The organism is Desulfoluna sp. CYM3A (assembly GCF_056829965.1).
The window spans coordinates 5,919,308-5,934,676 of the sequence record NZ_CP186556.1 but is presented as its reverse complement, the minus strand read 5'-3'; the positions used below and the strand labels follow the sequence as shown (position 1 = coordinate 5,934,676).

Annotated in this window: 14 protein-coding genes and 1 pseudogene; 11 read left to right on the top strand and 4 right to left on the bottom strand. The window is 60.5% G+C overall.

What is annotated here, in order from left to right; genetic code table 11:
* Nucleotides 1-38: 38 nt before the first annotated feature.
* The gene (locus tag ACOYW1_RS29825; RefSeq protein WP_482420822.1) at nt 39-278 is read right to left on the bottom strand and encodes a hypothetical protein; all 240 of its coding nucleotides are present in this window, start codon (nt 276-278) and stop codon (nt 39-41) included.
* Between the two features lie 216 nt (nt 279-494).
* Complete coding sequence (yedF, locus tag ACOYW1_RS29820) at nt 495-1,088, bottom strand: sulfurtransferase-like selenium metabolism protein YedF (protein ID WP_482420821.1); 594 nt, start codon at nt 1,086-1,088, stop codon at nt 495-497.
* Between the two features lie 402 nt (nt 1,089-1,490).
* Here yedF and ACOYW1_RS29815 point away from each other — a divergent pair, with 402 nt between their 5' ends.
* On the top strand, nt 1,491-2,423 hold the full coding sequence (locus ACOYW1_RS29815; protein ID WP_482420820.1) for a tetratricopeptide repeat protein: 933 nt from the start codon (nt 1,491-1,493) through the stop codon (nt 2,421-2,423).
* A 46-nt stretch (nt 2,424-2,469) separates the two neighbouring features.
* Entirely contained in the window at nt 2,470-3,648 is a 1,179-nt protein-coding gene (locus ACOYW1_RS29810; RefSeq protein WP_482414396.1) for a TraB/GumN family protein, read from the top strand.
* 200 nt (nt 3,649-3,848) lie between these two features.
* Here the strand turns inward: ACOYW1_RS29810 and purN are convergent, their stop codons facing one another.
* Nucleotides 3,849-4,244 carry a phosphoribosylglycinamide formyltransferase gene (purN, locus tag ACOYW1_RS29805; RefSeq protein ID WP_482423852.1) on the bottom strand — a complete coding sequence of 132 codons (396 nt, stop codon included), beginning with the start codon at nt 4,242-4,244 and terminating at the stop codon, nt 3,849-3,851.
* Nucleotides 4,245-4,878: 634 nt separating this feature from the next.
* Between purN and ACOYW1_RS29800 the strand changes: the two genes are divergently transcribed.
* The 9 genes and pseudogenes from ACOYW1_RS29800 (at nt 4,879) to ACOYW1_RS29760 (ending at nt 13,855) form a co-directional block, all read left to right on the top strand.
* Entirely contained in the window at nt 4,879-5,997 is a 1,119-nt protein-coding gene (locus ACOYW1_RS29800; protein ID WP_482420819.1) for an EAL and HDOD domain-containing protein, read from the top strand.
* 506 nt (nt 5,998-6,503) lie between these two features.
* Nucleotides 6,504-6,830, top strand: a complete 327-nt coding sequence (gene trxA, locus ACOYW1_RS29795; protein WP_482414393.1) for a thioredoxin — start codon at nt 6,504-6,506, stop codon at nt 6,828-6,830.
* 122 nt (nt 6,831-6,952) lie between these two features.
* Nucleotides 6,953-7,195: pseudogene (locus tag ACOYW1_RS29790) on the top strand (NAD(P)/FAD-dependent oxidoreductase); the annotation flags it as partial.
* Between the two features lie 47 nt (nt 7,196-7,242).
* Nucleotides 7,243-7,935: an NAD(P)/FAD-dependent oxidoreductase gene (locus ACOYW1_RS29785; protein WP_482423851.1), complete on the top strand. Its 693-nt coding sequence runs from the start codon at nt 7,243-7,245 to the stop codon at nt 7,933-7,935.
* Between the two features lie 3 nt (nt 7,936-7,938).
* Nucleotides 7,939-8,607, top strand: a complete 669-nt coding sequence (locus ACOYW1_RS29780) for an outer membrane protein assembly factor BamD (protein WP_482414391.1) — start codon at nt 7,939-7,941, stop codon at nt 8,605-8,607.
* 278 nt (nt 8,608-8,885) lie between these two features.
* Nucleotides 8,886-9,080, top strand: coding sequence for a 50S ribosomal protein L28 (gene rpmB, locus ACOYW1_RS29775; protein ID WP_180137520.1), 195 nt, complete (start codon nt 8,886-8,888; stop codon nt 9,078-9,080).
* A gap of 518 nt (nt 9,081-9,598) precedes the next feature.
* Entirely contained in the window at nt 9,599-11,512 is a 1,914-nt protein-coding gene (gene parE, locus ACOYW1_RS29770) for a DNA topoisomerase IV subunit B (protein WP_482420818.1), read from the top strand.
* A 64-nt stretch (nt 11,513-11,576) separates the two neighbouring features.
* Nucleotides 11,577-12,935 (top strand): DNA topoisomerase IV subunit A, encoded by a 1,359-nt coding sequence (gene parC, locus ACOYW1_RS29765; RefSeq protein WP_482420817.1) that lies wholly within the window; start codon nt 11,577-11,579, stop codon nt 12,933-12,935.
* 95 nt (nt 12,936-13,030) lie between these two features.
* Complete coding sequence (locus ACOYW1_RS29760; RefSeq protein ID WP_482420816.1) at nt 13,031-13,855, top strand: DNA gyrase C-terminal beta-propeller domain-containing protein; 825 nt, start codon at nt 13,031-13,033, stop codon at nt 13,853-13,855.
* Between the two features lie 251 nt (nt 13,856-14,106).
* Here ACOYW1_RS29760 and ACOYW1_RS29755 read toward each other — a convergent pair whose 3' ends face one another.
* Nucleotides 14,107-14,997 carry a DMT family transporter gene (locus ACOYW1_RS29755; RefSeq protein WP_482420815.1) on the bottom strand — a complete coding sequence of 297 codons (891 nt, stop codon included), beginning with the start codon at nt 14,995-14,997 and terminating at the stop codon, nt 14,107-14,109.
* Nucleotides 14,998-15,369: the final 372 nt, after the last annotated feature.

Below are 15,369 nucleotides of genomic sequence, written 5' to 3'. Positions count from 1 at the left end.
GCTCATTGAGCTGGCCTCCCCGGCCCGTTTTTTCCAGTTCAAAGGCCGCTGCAGCTGCGGGACGTGCCGCGATAGGTGAGGCTCCCTTTCAAGGCGTGTGCGGCCCGCTCCAGGGACTCGCCGTCCCCTTTGGCCGAGGCATCACGGATGGCCGCAATCATTCCGTCGTATTCCCGGGAGAAATCCACAAGGCACTCCCGGATCAATGTCCGGTCGCCGCCCATGATGTCCATGAGCTCGTCAACGTCGATGGGAGCCTCGTCGTGGGTTCGTTTCATGGATGAGGGGGTTCCTTCGCGTAAAATCGCATAAAAGGGGGAGACCCTACGGGGCCAACCCGTTGAAACGTCAGACAACCATCCCTGCCACTTCCCTGAATATCTTTCTGGCAAAAAAGTATACCGAAGCCTTTTCACGGGGTCAAAACAAATCATGGGCGCGGCAGGAGCCGAACCCATGAAAGCAAACCCTCACCCACCTTGCATCGCCGGGGGTCAGATATTGATCACCTTGTCCGCCACCTGGAGGCTGGTGACGATATCAAGCATGTTGGTGGTAATGCCCGCGCCCTTGTCCTCCATGAGGCCGAAGTGTTCGAGGCAGGTGCCGCACACCAGGAGGCTGACTCCGCTTTTCTCCAGGGCGGAGAGCTCGGCCAGGGTCTCGGTGTCCCGGCAGACAAGCTTGACGCCCTCGTTGACGAGCATGATCCGCCAGAGGCCATCCCCCATCTCGGGCAGGGTCTTCAGAAAGTTGAGCATGAGCTTGCCGCCCAGGTCCAGATCGCCGGTGCCGATGGTGTTGTGGGTGATCATCACCAGGACAGACCCTGTAGAAGCGGTCCCTTCGGAAGCCGCGGGTGACGCCCCGGCTTCGGTGCGTCGGCCGGAGACGGTAAAGAGGTCGTCCCCCCCTTCCGTGGCCACGGCAAAGCCCTGGCCTTCCAGAAAACGAGTCACATTTTCCGCCGCAGCCCTGTTGTCCACCTGTACGGCGAGATCAAGGCAGTCGGCGGTTTCTTCCAGATACGCCTTGGTGCGAATCACGGGCTGGGGACATGCCAGCCCTTTAAAATCGAGTGTTTCCATGATATTCCTTCATCGGGTGTCCGAAAACTGTCAACGCCATGTATCACGGGCACGACGCGGCCCGTCCGAATTGCATAATCTCCGCCCCAAAGGGCCCTGTCCAATTGTTTCTATCGATACAAATCCGCGTATCCATAGACAGCGTCCCTACCGGATCCTCTGGAGTTTTTTGGTGACAGGGTCAACGTGATGGGTGTATATATGATGGCCTTGCATTGCAAGGTATTGGAGCCACACCACATACTATATACCGGGCTTCCCCGCATGCCGGGCTCATGATCTTGTAGAGAGTGGCCTTGGGATGCCTTATTACTTGAACCCATCGCCGCCCCGCTCGACGCCCGTGATGAGCCACACAAATCACTGCCTCGGTTCACGCTGATCACAGGAGGTAACATACCCATGAAACCCCTTGCGCTGTTCATATCGGTTGCGATCCTCGCCGGATGCTCTGCCTGCGCCACCGGCGGCAAGGCCCCCGCGCCCACCAACCCGTTTTATACCAAGGGCGCACGCGCCGTGGAGACCGGCGACCGGCTCGCCATCCAGGGCTGTTCCCAGAAGGCGGTGGAGAGTTACTTCAAGGCAGTGGAACTCTTTACCCTGGCCGACGACCAGGACGCCCTGGCAGCCTGCTTCAACAACCTCGGAAACCTCTACCTGGAAAACGGGCAGGAAACAGAGGCCCTGGTCTATTACGAACAAGCCCTGTGGCTCCACGGCAACAGGGACAACACCCGGGGCGAAGTCCGGGTGCTGACGAACATGGCCGCCGCCCACCTGATGGGCGGGTCTGCGATTCTGGCGGAGAACCGGCTGGACCTGGCAGACAGCAGCGCCCTTGAGGCGGGGTTCTCCTGGCCCCAGGCACAGGTTGTGCGGGCCAACCTCATGCGGGAAACCGGTGACGCACAAGGGGCACTGGTCATGCTTCAGGCCCTTGCCCAAAAAGAGCAAAACCCGTCCCCCGCGTTCGAGGCCTCCCTGAACGTGGCCCTCGGCAAATGCCACCTTTACCTGGGACGTTTTGACGAGGCTTTTACCGCCTTCTCCAACGCCCTCAAGGCGGACCAAAAACGGGGCGCCCTGCTCCGCATGGCCGGAGACCTTCGGGAAATGGGCCGCTGCCTGGCGCTCATGGAGCAATCCGAAGACGCGGCCTGGCACCTTCAACGGGCCCTTGGCATTGCCCTGCTCCTGGGCGACGAAACCGAACAGGAGATCACCGAAGCCATGCTGATCGACCTTCCCGGGGAAATAGGCAGCACGCCCGTCCCCGATTACTTTTTGGAGCGTTGGGCCCAGGGCGACAGCAGCGCATCGCCCTGCGACTGACCCGGAACCCCACTGACATGTGAACCACAAGGGATACCTTAGTATAATGGAATCAACGGAACAAAACACAGAGATGGTCAAACGCCTGACGCGAGACGGCAAGGAGTACATCATCATCGGCACCGCCCACGTCTCCCGAGAAAGCGCCGAACTCGTGGAGCGCGTCATCGAAGAGGAGAAGCCCAACGCCGTGTGCGTGGAGCTCTGTCAGGCACGCTATCAGTCCATGACCGAACGGGACGCCTGGCGCAACATGGACATCATCAAGGTGATCCGGGAGAAGAAATCCTTTCTCCTCCTGGCCAACCTGCTGTTGGCCTCGTTCCAGAAAAAGGTGGCTGAAAAATTCGACATTCGCCCCGGGGAGGAGATGATCCGCGCGGTGGCCAAGGCAGACGAAGTGGAGGCTGAGCTGGTGCTCGCCGACCGGAACGTCCAGACCACGTTGTCCCGGGCCTGGCACTCCATGGGCTTTTTCAAGAAGGTTTCCCTGCTCTTCCAGATGCTTCTTTCCGTGGGCAGCGCCGACGACATCGAAGAAGAGGAGATCGAAAAGCTCAAAAACCAGGACATGCTGGAGAGCGTGCTGGAAGACGTGGGCAAGTCCCACCCGGCCCTTCGGGAGATCCTCATCGACGAAAGGGACCGCTACCTGGCCCACAACATCCGCCACGCAGCCGGAGACAAGGTCGTGGCCGTGGTGGGGGCAGGCCACCTGCCCGGCATCCTGCGCTACTTCGACAACACCATCGATATCACCACCTTAGATGAGGTCCCCCCGCCGGGAAAGACCGGTAAGGTCCTGAAGTGGGGCCTGCCCCTTCTGGTCACCGCCCTGATCATCTACGGGTTTTCCAGTGGCGGCGCCGAAGCCGGTGCCGGCATGATGGGCTGGTGGATCGCCGCCAACGGCATCCTGGCCGGTATCGGGGCCATCATCGCCTTCGGCCACCCCGCCACCATCGCCTCGGCGGTCCTTGCCGCTCCCCTGACCTCCCTGAACCCCATGGTGGCCGCAGGCTGGGTCTCCGGCCTCGTGGAGGCCTTTGTGCGCAAGCCCAAGGTCATGGACTTCGAGAGCCTGGGGGACGACATCCTCTCGGTCAAAGGCTTCTGGCGCAACAAGGTGACCCGGGTCCTCCTCGTGGTGGTCTTCACCAACCTGGGCAGCACCATCGGCACGGCCGTGGCCCTGCCCATGATGGCCCGAATCCTCAACGGATAAAGAGCAACAAATGCCTCCGGCGGCCCTGCCGGGGGCTAAAGACTTTTAAAAAGTTTAACAAACAGGTTTTAAGAGCCGTATCGATTCATTCGAAGAGGTTCGTATATTGATCGACATCGCCTTACAAAACACAAAGGCCACGCCCATGCAGTCGCACGGACGTGGCCTTTTATATTTTTCTACCAAGCGTTTTCGGCAGATCAATCCTTCTCGGGGAGAATCTCCACCACGCGGGTGCCTTCACGCTCCACAACATTCAGGCGGCCTTCGGCGTAAAGACGGATACATTCGGGGAAAAGGCGCCACTCTTCGGCCAGGCCTTTTTTCTTGACGGCGTCCAGGTCGTCCCCCGGCTCAATGGAAAAGCTGCTCTGGCCGATGATGGGGCCGGAGTCCTCGCCGTAGTCCACAAAATGAACGGTGCAGCCCCCCACCTTGCAGCCGTAGCGGAAGGCTTTGTACCAGTAGCTGATACCGGGAAGGGCGGGGAGAAGGGCCGGGTGGATGTTCATGATGCGGGGCCGGTTCGGGTCGGTGTTGAGGGCATCGATAAAATAGGGGGTCAGGACCCGCATGAACCCGGCCAGCACAAGCAGGTCGATCTTGTAGCATACGGGCGGCCAGCAGGGCCGATTCGGCCATGGCGCGCTTCTCCAGAAAGGCCCTCAGGGAGTCCGGATCACTGCCTTTCATCAGGCTCTGGCGGGCGGCCACGGTCTCCAGACAGAAATCCTCGGGCAGGGGAGCCCCGTCCCGCCAGCGGCCAAAAAGGGCGCCGTAGTCGGTGACAAAGGTGGGAATGCCCGCCTTATCGGCCCGTTGCAGGCCGCCTGCATCGGGGTTGTCCGAGCCCACACAGGCGATATTCACATCCAGGTCGCCCACGGCCACCAACCAGTGACAAATCCGCACGTCGACCCTCCCCCAGAAACCAACACACCGATGTTCATCTTAGAATTCCCTTTCATCCGACTCCTTTACCTGGTTTTGTCGTGCGGTCCCGCAGCAAAACACCTCTCTCGGGAGCGACCATCTCTTTTTCTTTTGACCGCCCCTCGCTGTTTCCCTATACTTTCGGCTCTTGCACAGACACCAGGGTTCGAGCCAGGTTCAACGGCACACCGGGGAGTAACGACGAATCAGATCCATATAGCACGGCAACCGATCTTTGATACACGCACGCAGGTCTACGGTTATGAGCTTCTCTTTCGAAACGGCAGACACAATGCCATGCCCGAAGAAATGGACGGGGACATGGCCACGTCTCAGCTTCTCTCCAGCAGCTTCTTTACCATAGGCATCGACACCTTAACAAACGGAAAGTATGCCTTTATCAACTTCACCGAAAAACTGATAAACGACGGAATCCCAAGCCTTTTCCCCCTAAAACAGACCGTCATCGAGGTGCTGGAAACCGTACCCGCCACCCCCAAAGTCGTGCGCGCCCTGGCCGAAGCCCGGGCCCGGGGGTACACCGTAGCCCTGGATGATTTTGTGCTGGACGCCGCCTCCAGCCCCTTCCTCGATGTGGCCGACATCATCAAGGTGGACCTTTTGGACACCCCGCCCGAGAAGGTGGAAGCCCTGGCGCGCTCCGCCCGAAAACGGGGGATCACCCTCCTGGCGGAAAAGGTGGAATCCCGTGAGGTGTTTGCCTGGGCCGCCGGACTGGGCTTCAGCCTTTTCCAGGGGTACTTCTTCTGTCGGCCGGAGATCATCTCCGGCAAAGAGATCCCCGCGTCCAACCTTACCCTGCTGCGGCTGGTGGCCGAGATCAACCGCTCCGACGTGGATGTGGAAGCTGTGGAACGCCTCGTGGTGACGGACGTGGCCATTGTGTTCAAGCTCCTCTCCCATTTGAACAGCGCCTGGTACGGCCTCAAGCATCCGGCCTCCTCCCTGCGGGAAGCCCTTCGCATGCTGGGCCTTGACGAGGTGCGCCGCCTGGTGGGCCTTATCGCCATGGGGAACATCGCCTCGGACGTCCCGGAAGAGCTGCTGCGCGTCTCAGCGGTGCGCGGGCGCATCTGCGAGCTTGCCGTGGGCCATTCCAGCCTGCGGACCGACCCTGCGGAGCTTTTCACCCTGGGGATCTTCTCCCTCATCGACACCATTTTGCATCGTCCCATGAAGGAGGTGCTCAGCCACCTGCCCCTCTCACCGGCAACCGTGGCGGCCCTCACCAGCGGCACCGGCCCCCAGGCCCCCTTCCTTCGGTTTGCCAAGGCCTTTGAACAGGGCCAGTGGATTGAAATGGCCAGGGAGGCCCGCACCGTCAACCTTGCAGAACATCACATCGGAAAGATCATCACAGACACCCTCACCTGGAACCAAAGCCTTCCGGTGTAAGGGGAGCCGGTACAGGGCAAACGCATTTAGAGTTTGCCTCCGGCGGCCCTGCCGGGGGCCAAACGTTTGAAAAGTTTGACACACAGGTTTCATTTTTTTGGGTGTGTCTTGATTACCGGAACGTTTTTAAGGAGCTTTTTTCAAAAAGCGACACGCCGGAGGCAACGGAATTGTTAAAGGCGCTGGCCCTGGAATCCGGTACAAGGGGCCTTTCCCATTCGCGCCAAAGAAGGTATACTCAATGAAATCCAGGCCCCGCAAAAGCCAGAGCGTGTAACAACATCGCCGGCCCGCAGCCCGGCACCAACGCCCACCCCATATCGAGGCCCCCATCTACCGGGGATGCCGACGTTTTTTACGCTGCCTCAGGCCGCCCCGCCCGTCGGAGGATTCACCCACCCGGGATTCCCGAAGGGGGCCACTTGACAAGCCCGTGAAGCGTAAATATATTTCAACGCAAAGAAAATCATCGAAAAACAACCCATATCAAGTAAAGGAAAACGATCATGGCTGAAGGTATCCTCAATATTACAGATGACACGTTTGAAACTGAAGTGATGAGCGCCGACCTTCCCGTTGTTGTGGACTTCTGGGCCCCCTGGTGCGGCCCCTGTCGAGCCATCGGTCCCATCATCGAAGAGCTCTCCGGCACGTACGACGGCAAAGTAAAGTTCGTAAAATGCAACGTGGACGACAACCCCCTTTCCCCCAGCCGCTATGAAGTGCGCGCCATCCCCACCCTGCTCTTTATCAAGGGCGGCGAGGTTGTGGACACCATCACCGGCATGACGGCCAAGGCAAAGCTGGAAGAGACCATCGGCAAGCTTCTCTAAGACTGACCCGATGACCGCGCCCTGCACAGCGCCCCGGCCCGGGGCATGATCCGCAGAACACGCGCAGGCATCATACGGACGGAGCACGTCCGGGCGTATACGCGGCCCGCTCTTTTCGCCGGATGGCAAAGGAACGGGCCGCACCGTCATCAGTGCCCCGTCGATTCTGGATGGAAGACATGGCAGAAAACAACTACGACCTGATCATCATCGGCGGTGGCCCCGCCGGCCTCACCGCAGGCATGTACGCATCCCGCGCACGCCTCAACACCGTCCTGGTTGAGAAAGCCGCCACCGGCGGCCAGGTTCTCATCACCGACTGGATTGAAAACTATCCCGGCTTTCCCGAGGGCATCAGCGGTCCCGACCTCTCCGACAAGATGCTGGAGCAGGCCCGCCAGTTCGACCTCAAATTCGAATACGGCGAGGTGGAAAAGGCCGAACTCGAAGGCGAGGTAAAGTCCATCACCGTCGGGGGCGGGCAGTTGCGCTCACGGCAAAGACCATTATCATCACCACCGGGGCTTCCCCCCGCACCCTGCACGTGGGCGAGGATAAATTCCACGGCAAGGGCGTCTCTTATTGCGGCACCTGCGACGGCCCCTTCTTCAAAGACAAAACCGTCGTGGCCGTGGGCGGGGGCGACACCGCCGTCCAGGAGAGCCTCTACCTCACCAAGTTTGCCAAAAAGGTCTACCTGGTCCACCGACGCGACCAGCTCCGGGCCGCCAAGATCCTTCAGGAGCGGGCCCTGGCCAGCGACAAGATCGAGATGGTCTGGGACTCCGTGGTCACCGGCCTGGACGGATTCTTCGGGCTTGAAGGCGTCACCGTGAAAAACGTGAAGACCGAAGAAGAGACGAGGATCGCCGCGGAAGGCTGCTTCATCTGGATCGGTATTCTGCCCAACACCGACTTTCTGGGCACTGCCCTGGACATGGATGAGTGGAATTTCATCAAGACCGACGCCAACATGGCCACCAACATCCCCGGTGTGTTTGCCGCAGGCGACGTCCGGAGCACCCCCCTGCGCCAGATTGCCACGGCAGTGGGCGACAGCGCCATTGCCGCCACCTCGGCTGAACACTACATAGAAGGGCACTGATCCATGAAGCGTCTGATCTCCCTCGTACTCATCGCCTTTGTTACGCTCGCCTTTGTCTCCTGCGGTTCCAAGACCAAAGAAGAGAAGCTGGCCCCGGAACTGGCCGAAGACGCCAGGGTCCAGTTTGAAAAGGAACGCTACGAAGAGGCCATCAAGATCTACACCAAACTCAGGGACTGGTACCCCTTTGACAAGCTGGCCGTGGAGGCGGAGTTCAACATCGCCGAGGCCCACTTCAAAATGGAAGCCTACGACGAGGCCGCCATTGCCTACGAAGAGTTTGAAAAGCTCCACCCCCGGCACGAGTCCATTGACTACATCATCAACCAGCAGGCCCTTTGTTACTTCAACCGGCTGGACACGGTGGACAGGGACCAGGCCCAGGCCATCAAGGCGATCTCCATCTTTACGCGCCTGATCAGGCAGTACCCCGAGAGCGCCTATGTGGATGAGGCGAAGAAAAAGAGGGAGGTCTGCCTGAAGAGCCTTGCCGGTCACGAAATGTACGTCGGCCGCTATTACCTGAAGAACAAAAAGTACAAAAGCGCCCTTCACCGTTTCCAGACGGTGATCGACGCCTACGCCGGTCTCGGGTATGACGAAGAAGCCCAGAAGCTGGCGACTCAGTCCCGGGAAAAGCTGGCCGAAGAGGAAGCCAAGGACGCCGAATAGGCCTGTTTCCCCGTGCGGTCACCCCCGTAAGCAACCCGCAGGAAGCAAAAGGGCGGGCGCTGAAGCGCCGGCCCTTCTTCCCGTTTGATTCGAAGCGATAAAAAGGCTTTACACGGCCTGACTTTTGTTTTATACAGACTCGTTATTTTTTTACGTCACCTGACGCCTTGACGGGTTCGTAAAAAAGAGCCGGTAAACCACTTGTGTCTTGCCGAATGGATATCCGGCCCTACCGGCCGTTTTACAAAGCCATCAACGTGAAAAAAGGAGTGTGCAACATGTCCAAGATGTGTGAAATATGTGGCAAAAAGCCGATGGTTGGCAACAACGTGAGCCACGCCCACAATGTCAACAAGCGCCGTTTCAATCCCAACCTTCAGAACGTTCGTGCCCTCAAAAACGGCACCGTGAAGAAGATGACCGTATGCACCAGCTGCATCAAGTCCGGCAACGTGATCAAAGCCGCCAAGTAGTGGTTTTCGCTCAGGCTTGATTGACCGGTTCATAACGCGTTCGGTGGGTGGGTCCCGACTCCGGCACAAAGAATTTGCCGCGCCGGCAGACCTGCCTTTTTGCCGTTGGAACACCGCCTGACACCGACCGCCGCCGATCCCGTCATCATCCCACGTACCGCCCGCAGAAGACCTCAGGCTCTCTTGACGCCATCAGCACCCATTCGAGAGAGCCTGTAGTGTTTTCATCCGCCCTTCCCAGCTTCACAACCCGTCGTTATGTCTCACGATAGGTCCCTGTCCTCCCCGTCCCCACAAAAAAATTGCGAAAACTTCAAAAAAGGTTATGATACCGAAACCGGAGCGCCATGGCGGCCATCTTTGGTGCTGCCTTCCACGGCCGGCCTTCGTCACCAGCGGCCCATCTTCCGGTATCGGCAAACCCCACGGCACACGCGGCACGCGCCGCCCCTGCCGGATGTATCCCTTGCGTTTAAAAGACGTTGAATCGGATTTTCTAGGAGTGTTGTTTCACCACTATGGACTTGCATGAAAAACGATATGATGCGGATGCCATCGAGGTCCTCAAGGGCCTTGACCCCGTCAGGCGCCGTCCGGGCATGTACACCGACACCGACCGCCCCAACCACCTGGCCCAGGAGGCCATCGACAACAGCGTGGACGAGGCCATCGCCGGGTACGCGGACAAGGTCTCGGTGGTGCTCTATGAGGACGGCTCCCTGGAGGTGAGCGACAACGGACGCGGCATGCCCGTGGACATCCACCCCGAAGAGGGGATCACCGGTGTGGAGCTCATCATGACCCGTCTCCATGCCGGCGCCAAGTTTTCCGGCAAGAACTACACCTTTTCAGGCGGCCTTCACGGCGTGGGTGTCTCGGTGGTCAACGCCCTGTGTACCCGTGTGGAAGTAGAGATCCGGCGGGACGGCAAGAAGTACGCCATCGCCTTTGAGCACGGAGAGACAGTCTCTCCCCTGACCCAGGTGGGGGAAGTGGGCCGAAGAAACACCGGCACCACGGTCCGGTTCTGGCCCGACGCCAGCTACTTCGACAGCGCCAAATTCTCGGTGAGGCGACTCATCCACATCCTCAAGGCCAAGGCCGTTCTCTGCAAAGGCCTCACCGTCTGCTTCCGGGACATCCCCGGGGGAGAAAAGCACCGCTGGTATTATGAGGACGGCCTCTCCGCTTACCTCACCGAAAGCCTGGGCGACTTGGAGCAGGTCCCCTCCCCGCCCTTTATCGGAGAGCTGGAAGGGGACAGCGAAGCCGCCTCCTGGGCCGTCACCTGGCTCCCCGAAGGGGGCACCGTGGTGGCCGAGAGCTACGTCAACCTCATCCCCACGGCCCAGGGCGGCACCCACGTCAACGGCCTGAGGAGCGGCCTGCTTGCCGCCTTGAGGGAGTTCTGCGACATCCACAAGCTGCTGCCCCGGGGCGTGCGCCTTGCCCCTGAAGACATCTGGGAAAACTGCGCCTACGTTCTCTCCGTAAAAATGGCCGACCCGCAGTTCTCGGGCCAGACCAAGGAGCGCCTCTCCTCGCGTCAGGTCGCCGCCTATGTCTCGGGCATTGCCAAGGACGCCTTCAGCCTCTGGCTCAACCAGAACACGGCCGAAGGGGAATTCCTGGCCGAGATGGCCCTGGCCAGGGCCCAGAAGCGCATGAAAGCCGGTAAAAAGGTGGCGCGCAAGAAGATCACCCAGGGCCCGGCCCTTCCCGGTAAGCTGGCCGACTGCGTGGAGACCGACATCGCCCGCACCGAGCTCTTCCTGGTGGAGGGTGATTCCGCAGGGGGCTCGGCCAAACAGGCCCGTGATCGCCAGACCCAGGCCATCATGCCCCTGCGCGGCAAGATCCTCAACACCTGGGAGGTGGAGCCCGAGATGGTTCTTAACTCCAAGGAGATCCACGACATTGCCGTGGCCCTTGGCGTGGACCCCGGCTCCGACGACCTTAAGCAGCTGCGCTACGGCAAGGTGTGCATCCTGGCCGACGCGGACTCCGACGGCCTTCATATTGCCACCCTGCTCTGCGCCCTGTTCCTCAAGCACTTCCGCCCCCTGGTGGAAGAGGGCCATGTGTATGTGGCCATGCCGCCCCTCTTCCGCATCGACATCGGTAAGGAGGTGCACTACGCCCTGGACGAGTCGGAAAAACAGGTCATCCTGGACCGCATTGCCAAGGAGAAGAAGCGCGGCACCGTCAACGTGGTGCGATTCAAGGGCCTGGGCGAGATGAACCCCTTGCAGCTCCGGGAGACCACCATGGCCGAGGACACCCGGCGGCTTCTCCAGCTCACCACAGGGGACGAAGACGACGCCCCGGACGCCCTGTTCGACATGCTCCTGGCCAAAAAGCGCGCCTCGGACCGCCGCACCTGGCTGGAGACCAAAGGCGACCTCGCCGAAGCCAACACCCTGGTGATATAAATATCCCCTGAGGCCGGACGCCTGCTTTTGCAAACGGTTTTCACCATAGAAGGCATTTTTCTAAATGAAGCACGAAACACATTTCACCGAAGAGGGTGGCGAGCAGCAGCCCATTAAATATTTTGCCGAGGATGCGTACCTGGAGTACTCCATGTACGTCATCCTGGACCGCGCCCTGCCCCACATCGGGGACGGGCTCAAGCCGGTCCAGCGGCGCATTGTCTACGCCATGAGCGAGCTGGGGCTCAAGGCCACGGCCAAGTACAAGAAGTCGGCCCGTACCGTGGGCGACGTCCTGGGCAAGTTCCACCCTCACGGGGACTCGGCCTGCTACGAAGCCATGGTGCTCATGGCCCAGGATTTTTCCTATCGCTACCCCCTGGTGGACGGCCAGGGCAACTGGGGGGCCCCTGACGACCCCAAATCCTTTGCCGCCATGCGATACACCGAGTCCCGCCTCTCCCCTTACGCCCAGGTGCTTTTGGACGAGGTGGGCCACGGCACGGTGAACTGGATCCCCAACTTCGACGGCACCCTTCAGGAACCGGCCGTGCTTCCGGCCCGGCTGCCCAACCTGCTTTTGAACGGCACCACGGGTATTGCCGTGGGCATGTCCACGGACATCCCGCCCCACAACCTCCGGGAGGTGGCCGATGCCTGCGTGCACCTTCTCTCCCACCCCGAGGCCGACACCCGGGACCTCCTTGAACACATCAAGGGCCCTGACTTTCCCACGGAGGCCGAGATCATCACCCCGGCCGAGGACCTGCGCAAGCTCTACGTCACAGGCCACGGCTCTGTGAAGATGCGAGCGGTGTGGAGCCGGGAAAACGGGGATATAGTCATCACGGCCCTGCCTTACCAGGTCTCAGGAGCCAAGGTCATCGAGCAGATCGCCGCCCAGATGCAGGCCAAAAAGCTGCCCATGGTGGCGGACTTAAGGGACGAATCCGACCACGAAGCCCCCACCCGCATCGTGGTGGTGCCCCGTTCCAACCGTATCGACAGAGAGGCCCTCATGGACCACCTCTTTGCCACCACGGACCTGGAGCGCAACTACCGGGTCAACATGAACGTCATCGGCACCTCGGGCAAGCCCCAGGTCAAAGGGCTTGTGCAGCTCCTCTCCGAATGGCTGGAGTTCCGTAAAGACACGGTCACCCGCCGCCTCACCCATCGCCTGGAGAAGGTGAGAAAGCGCCTCCACATCTTAGACGGCCTGTTGGTGGCCTTCCTCAACATCGACGAGGTCATCGCCATCATCAGAAACGAGGACAAGCCCAAGCCCGCCCTCATGGAGCGCTTCGGACTCACCGACCAGCAGGCAGAAGCCATCCTGGAGCTGCGCCTGCGCCACCTGGCCAAGCTCGAAGAGATGAAGATCCCGGGGCGAGCAGGAAGAACTGCAAGAGCGGCAGGCTGAAGGTAGCCAGCTCAGGCAAGCGCCTGGTCAAGCTCATCCAGAAAGAGATCAAGGCCGACGCCAAGCTCTACGGCGACGACCGCAGGTCCCCTGTGGTGGAGCGCCAGGAAGCCCAGGCCCTCTCGGAAAAGGACCTCATGCCCACGGAGCCCGTGACCCTGATCCTCTCCAAGAACGGCTGGGTCCGCTCGGCCAAGGGCCACGACGTGGACCTGTCCCGCATCAAGTACAAGGCAGGGGACGAGCTCCTCTGCGCCGCCGAAGGCAAAAGCTCCCAGTTCGCCGCCTTCATCGACTCCACAGGGCGAAGCTACAGCCTGGAGTCCCATACCCTGCCCTCGGCCAGGAGCCATGGCGAGCCCCTCACCGGCCGCTTTGCACCGCCTTCAGGGGCCACCTTCCGGCACATGGTCACCGGAAGCCGCAAGGACCTTCTCCTGATGGCCTCGGACGCCGGGTACGGGTTTATTGCCAAATTCGGCGACCTCCTGAGCAAGAACAGGGCGGGCAAAGCCCTTCTCACCCTGCCTGCCGCAGCCTCGCCCATTCCGCCCCTTGCCGTCCCCACGCTGGACGACACCCTGCTGGCCGCCATCACCAGCGAGGGCCGCATGATCATCTTCCCCTTGCGGGACCTGCCCATGCTCCCCAAGGGCAAAGGCAACAAGATCATCAACATCCCATCGGCAAAAGCCAAGGCCGGGGAAGAGCTGGTCATCCGCCTGTTCACCCTGCAGAAAGAGAGCAGCATCATCATCTACGCGGGCAAGCGCCACCTCACCCTCAAGCCCGGCAACGTGGCCGAGTACATGAGCTCCCGTGGCTTACGGGGCAAAAAACTCCCCCGCGGCTACCAGAAGGTGGACCGCGTGGAAGTCAAGGAACCGGAACAGCCCATGCTCCTCACAGACCCGGATTGATCCAGCCCTCCGCTCCCCCCCTTTCAACAAATAACGCCCTGCCCCCCACCGGCAGGGCGTTTCTTTTCCCCCTTCCCCCTTTCCCCCTTTTCCCCTTTCCCCTTTAGCCTTTCCCCTTTAGCCTTTAGCCTTTAGCCTTTTGCCTTTTGCCTTTTGCCCTTCACCTCCACGACCCCAACAAAAAACGCCCCGTCAACACCGACGGAGCGCTTACACTCACTATTCACTATTCACCCTTTAGCCTTTAGCCCTTAGCCTTTAGCCTTAGCCCTCCCCCCCTTCCACCTCTCCGACACCACCATCCCCAAAAGAATCAGCGCCGCCCCCCCGTACTCCATGCGTCCCATGGCCTCACCGGCCAGGACCCATGCAAACAGGGCGGCAAAGACCGGCTCCAGGCAGAAGATCAGGGCGGTATCCGAAGGGGAGACCCATTTCTGAACCGTGGTCTGGATAAGAAAGGGAAGGACAGTGGCCAGAAAGGAGCACAAAATCAGGGCCACGGCGATCTCCGGTTTCCAGGAGAACAGGGGCTGGCCCTTGGCAAGGGCTGCGCCCCCGCAGAGCACGCCGATGGTCCCCAGCTGGACCACGGCAAGCCAGTAGCTGTCGCACCGGGACGCATAGCGGCCGGTGTAGAGGATGTGCAGGGCGAAAAACACGGAACAGGCCAGGGCAAGGAGGTCCCCCCGGTTCACATGGGCGAGGCCTTCGCCGCCCAGGAGGCCGCACATCAGATAGATTCCGCCCACGGCCAGGATCGCGCCCACGGCCTTGGGGGCTTCCAGGCGGCGTTTGAGCAGGGGCACGGCCAGGATGGGTACCCACACCACGTTCAGGCCCGTCAGAAAGGCGGTGTTGGATGCTGTGGTGTCGATGAGGGCCACGGTCTGGAGGGCATAGCCCATCACCACCAGCCCCCCCAGAAGCACGCCGCGTCCCAGGGTGTAGGCGTTCAGCGGGGCCTTGGCCAGGGGCCGCGCCACAAACAGAAGCCCAAAGGCCAGAAGGAACCGCTGGGCCAGGAAAAAGGCGACCGGGACATCGTCCAGCGCCTCTTTGATCACGGTAAAGGTCATTCCCCAGAAGAAGGCCACCAGAACCAACCCGGCCATGCCCACGAGACGTTTGTTGCCGTTCATGCATCACTCCATCAAAAATCAACTGACTGTATATCAACGCTGCGCTGTGCCGGGGGCCCCGAGAGCGCTCCGTAAAAACGTACCCGGCCCCTCCCATACACCATGGAAGGGGCCCGAAAGAATTGAGTCTACACCATCTTTGGCCGTGGCTGTTAACCAATTTTCATCCTGCCGCCCATGGCGGTGGACCGATTGACACCAACATGCCGATCTGATAGTTTATTTCCGCAACCTTATCAACCCGCAGATCCTGCCCAACAGCCCAGGATTTTGAGCCCAAGACACACCGGGACGGATTCTCGCCAGAATTCCTGCATCGTAACCCACCGGGATACCGCTGCAAAACCGGATTTTTTCTTTCCCCCCCAGCCA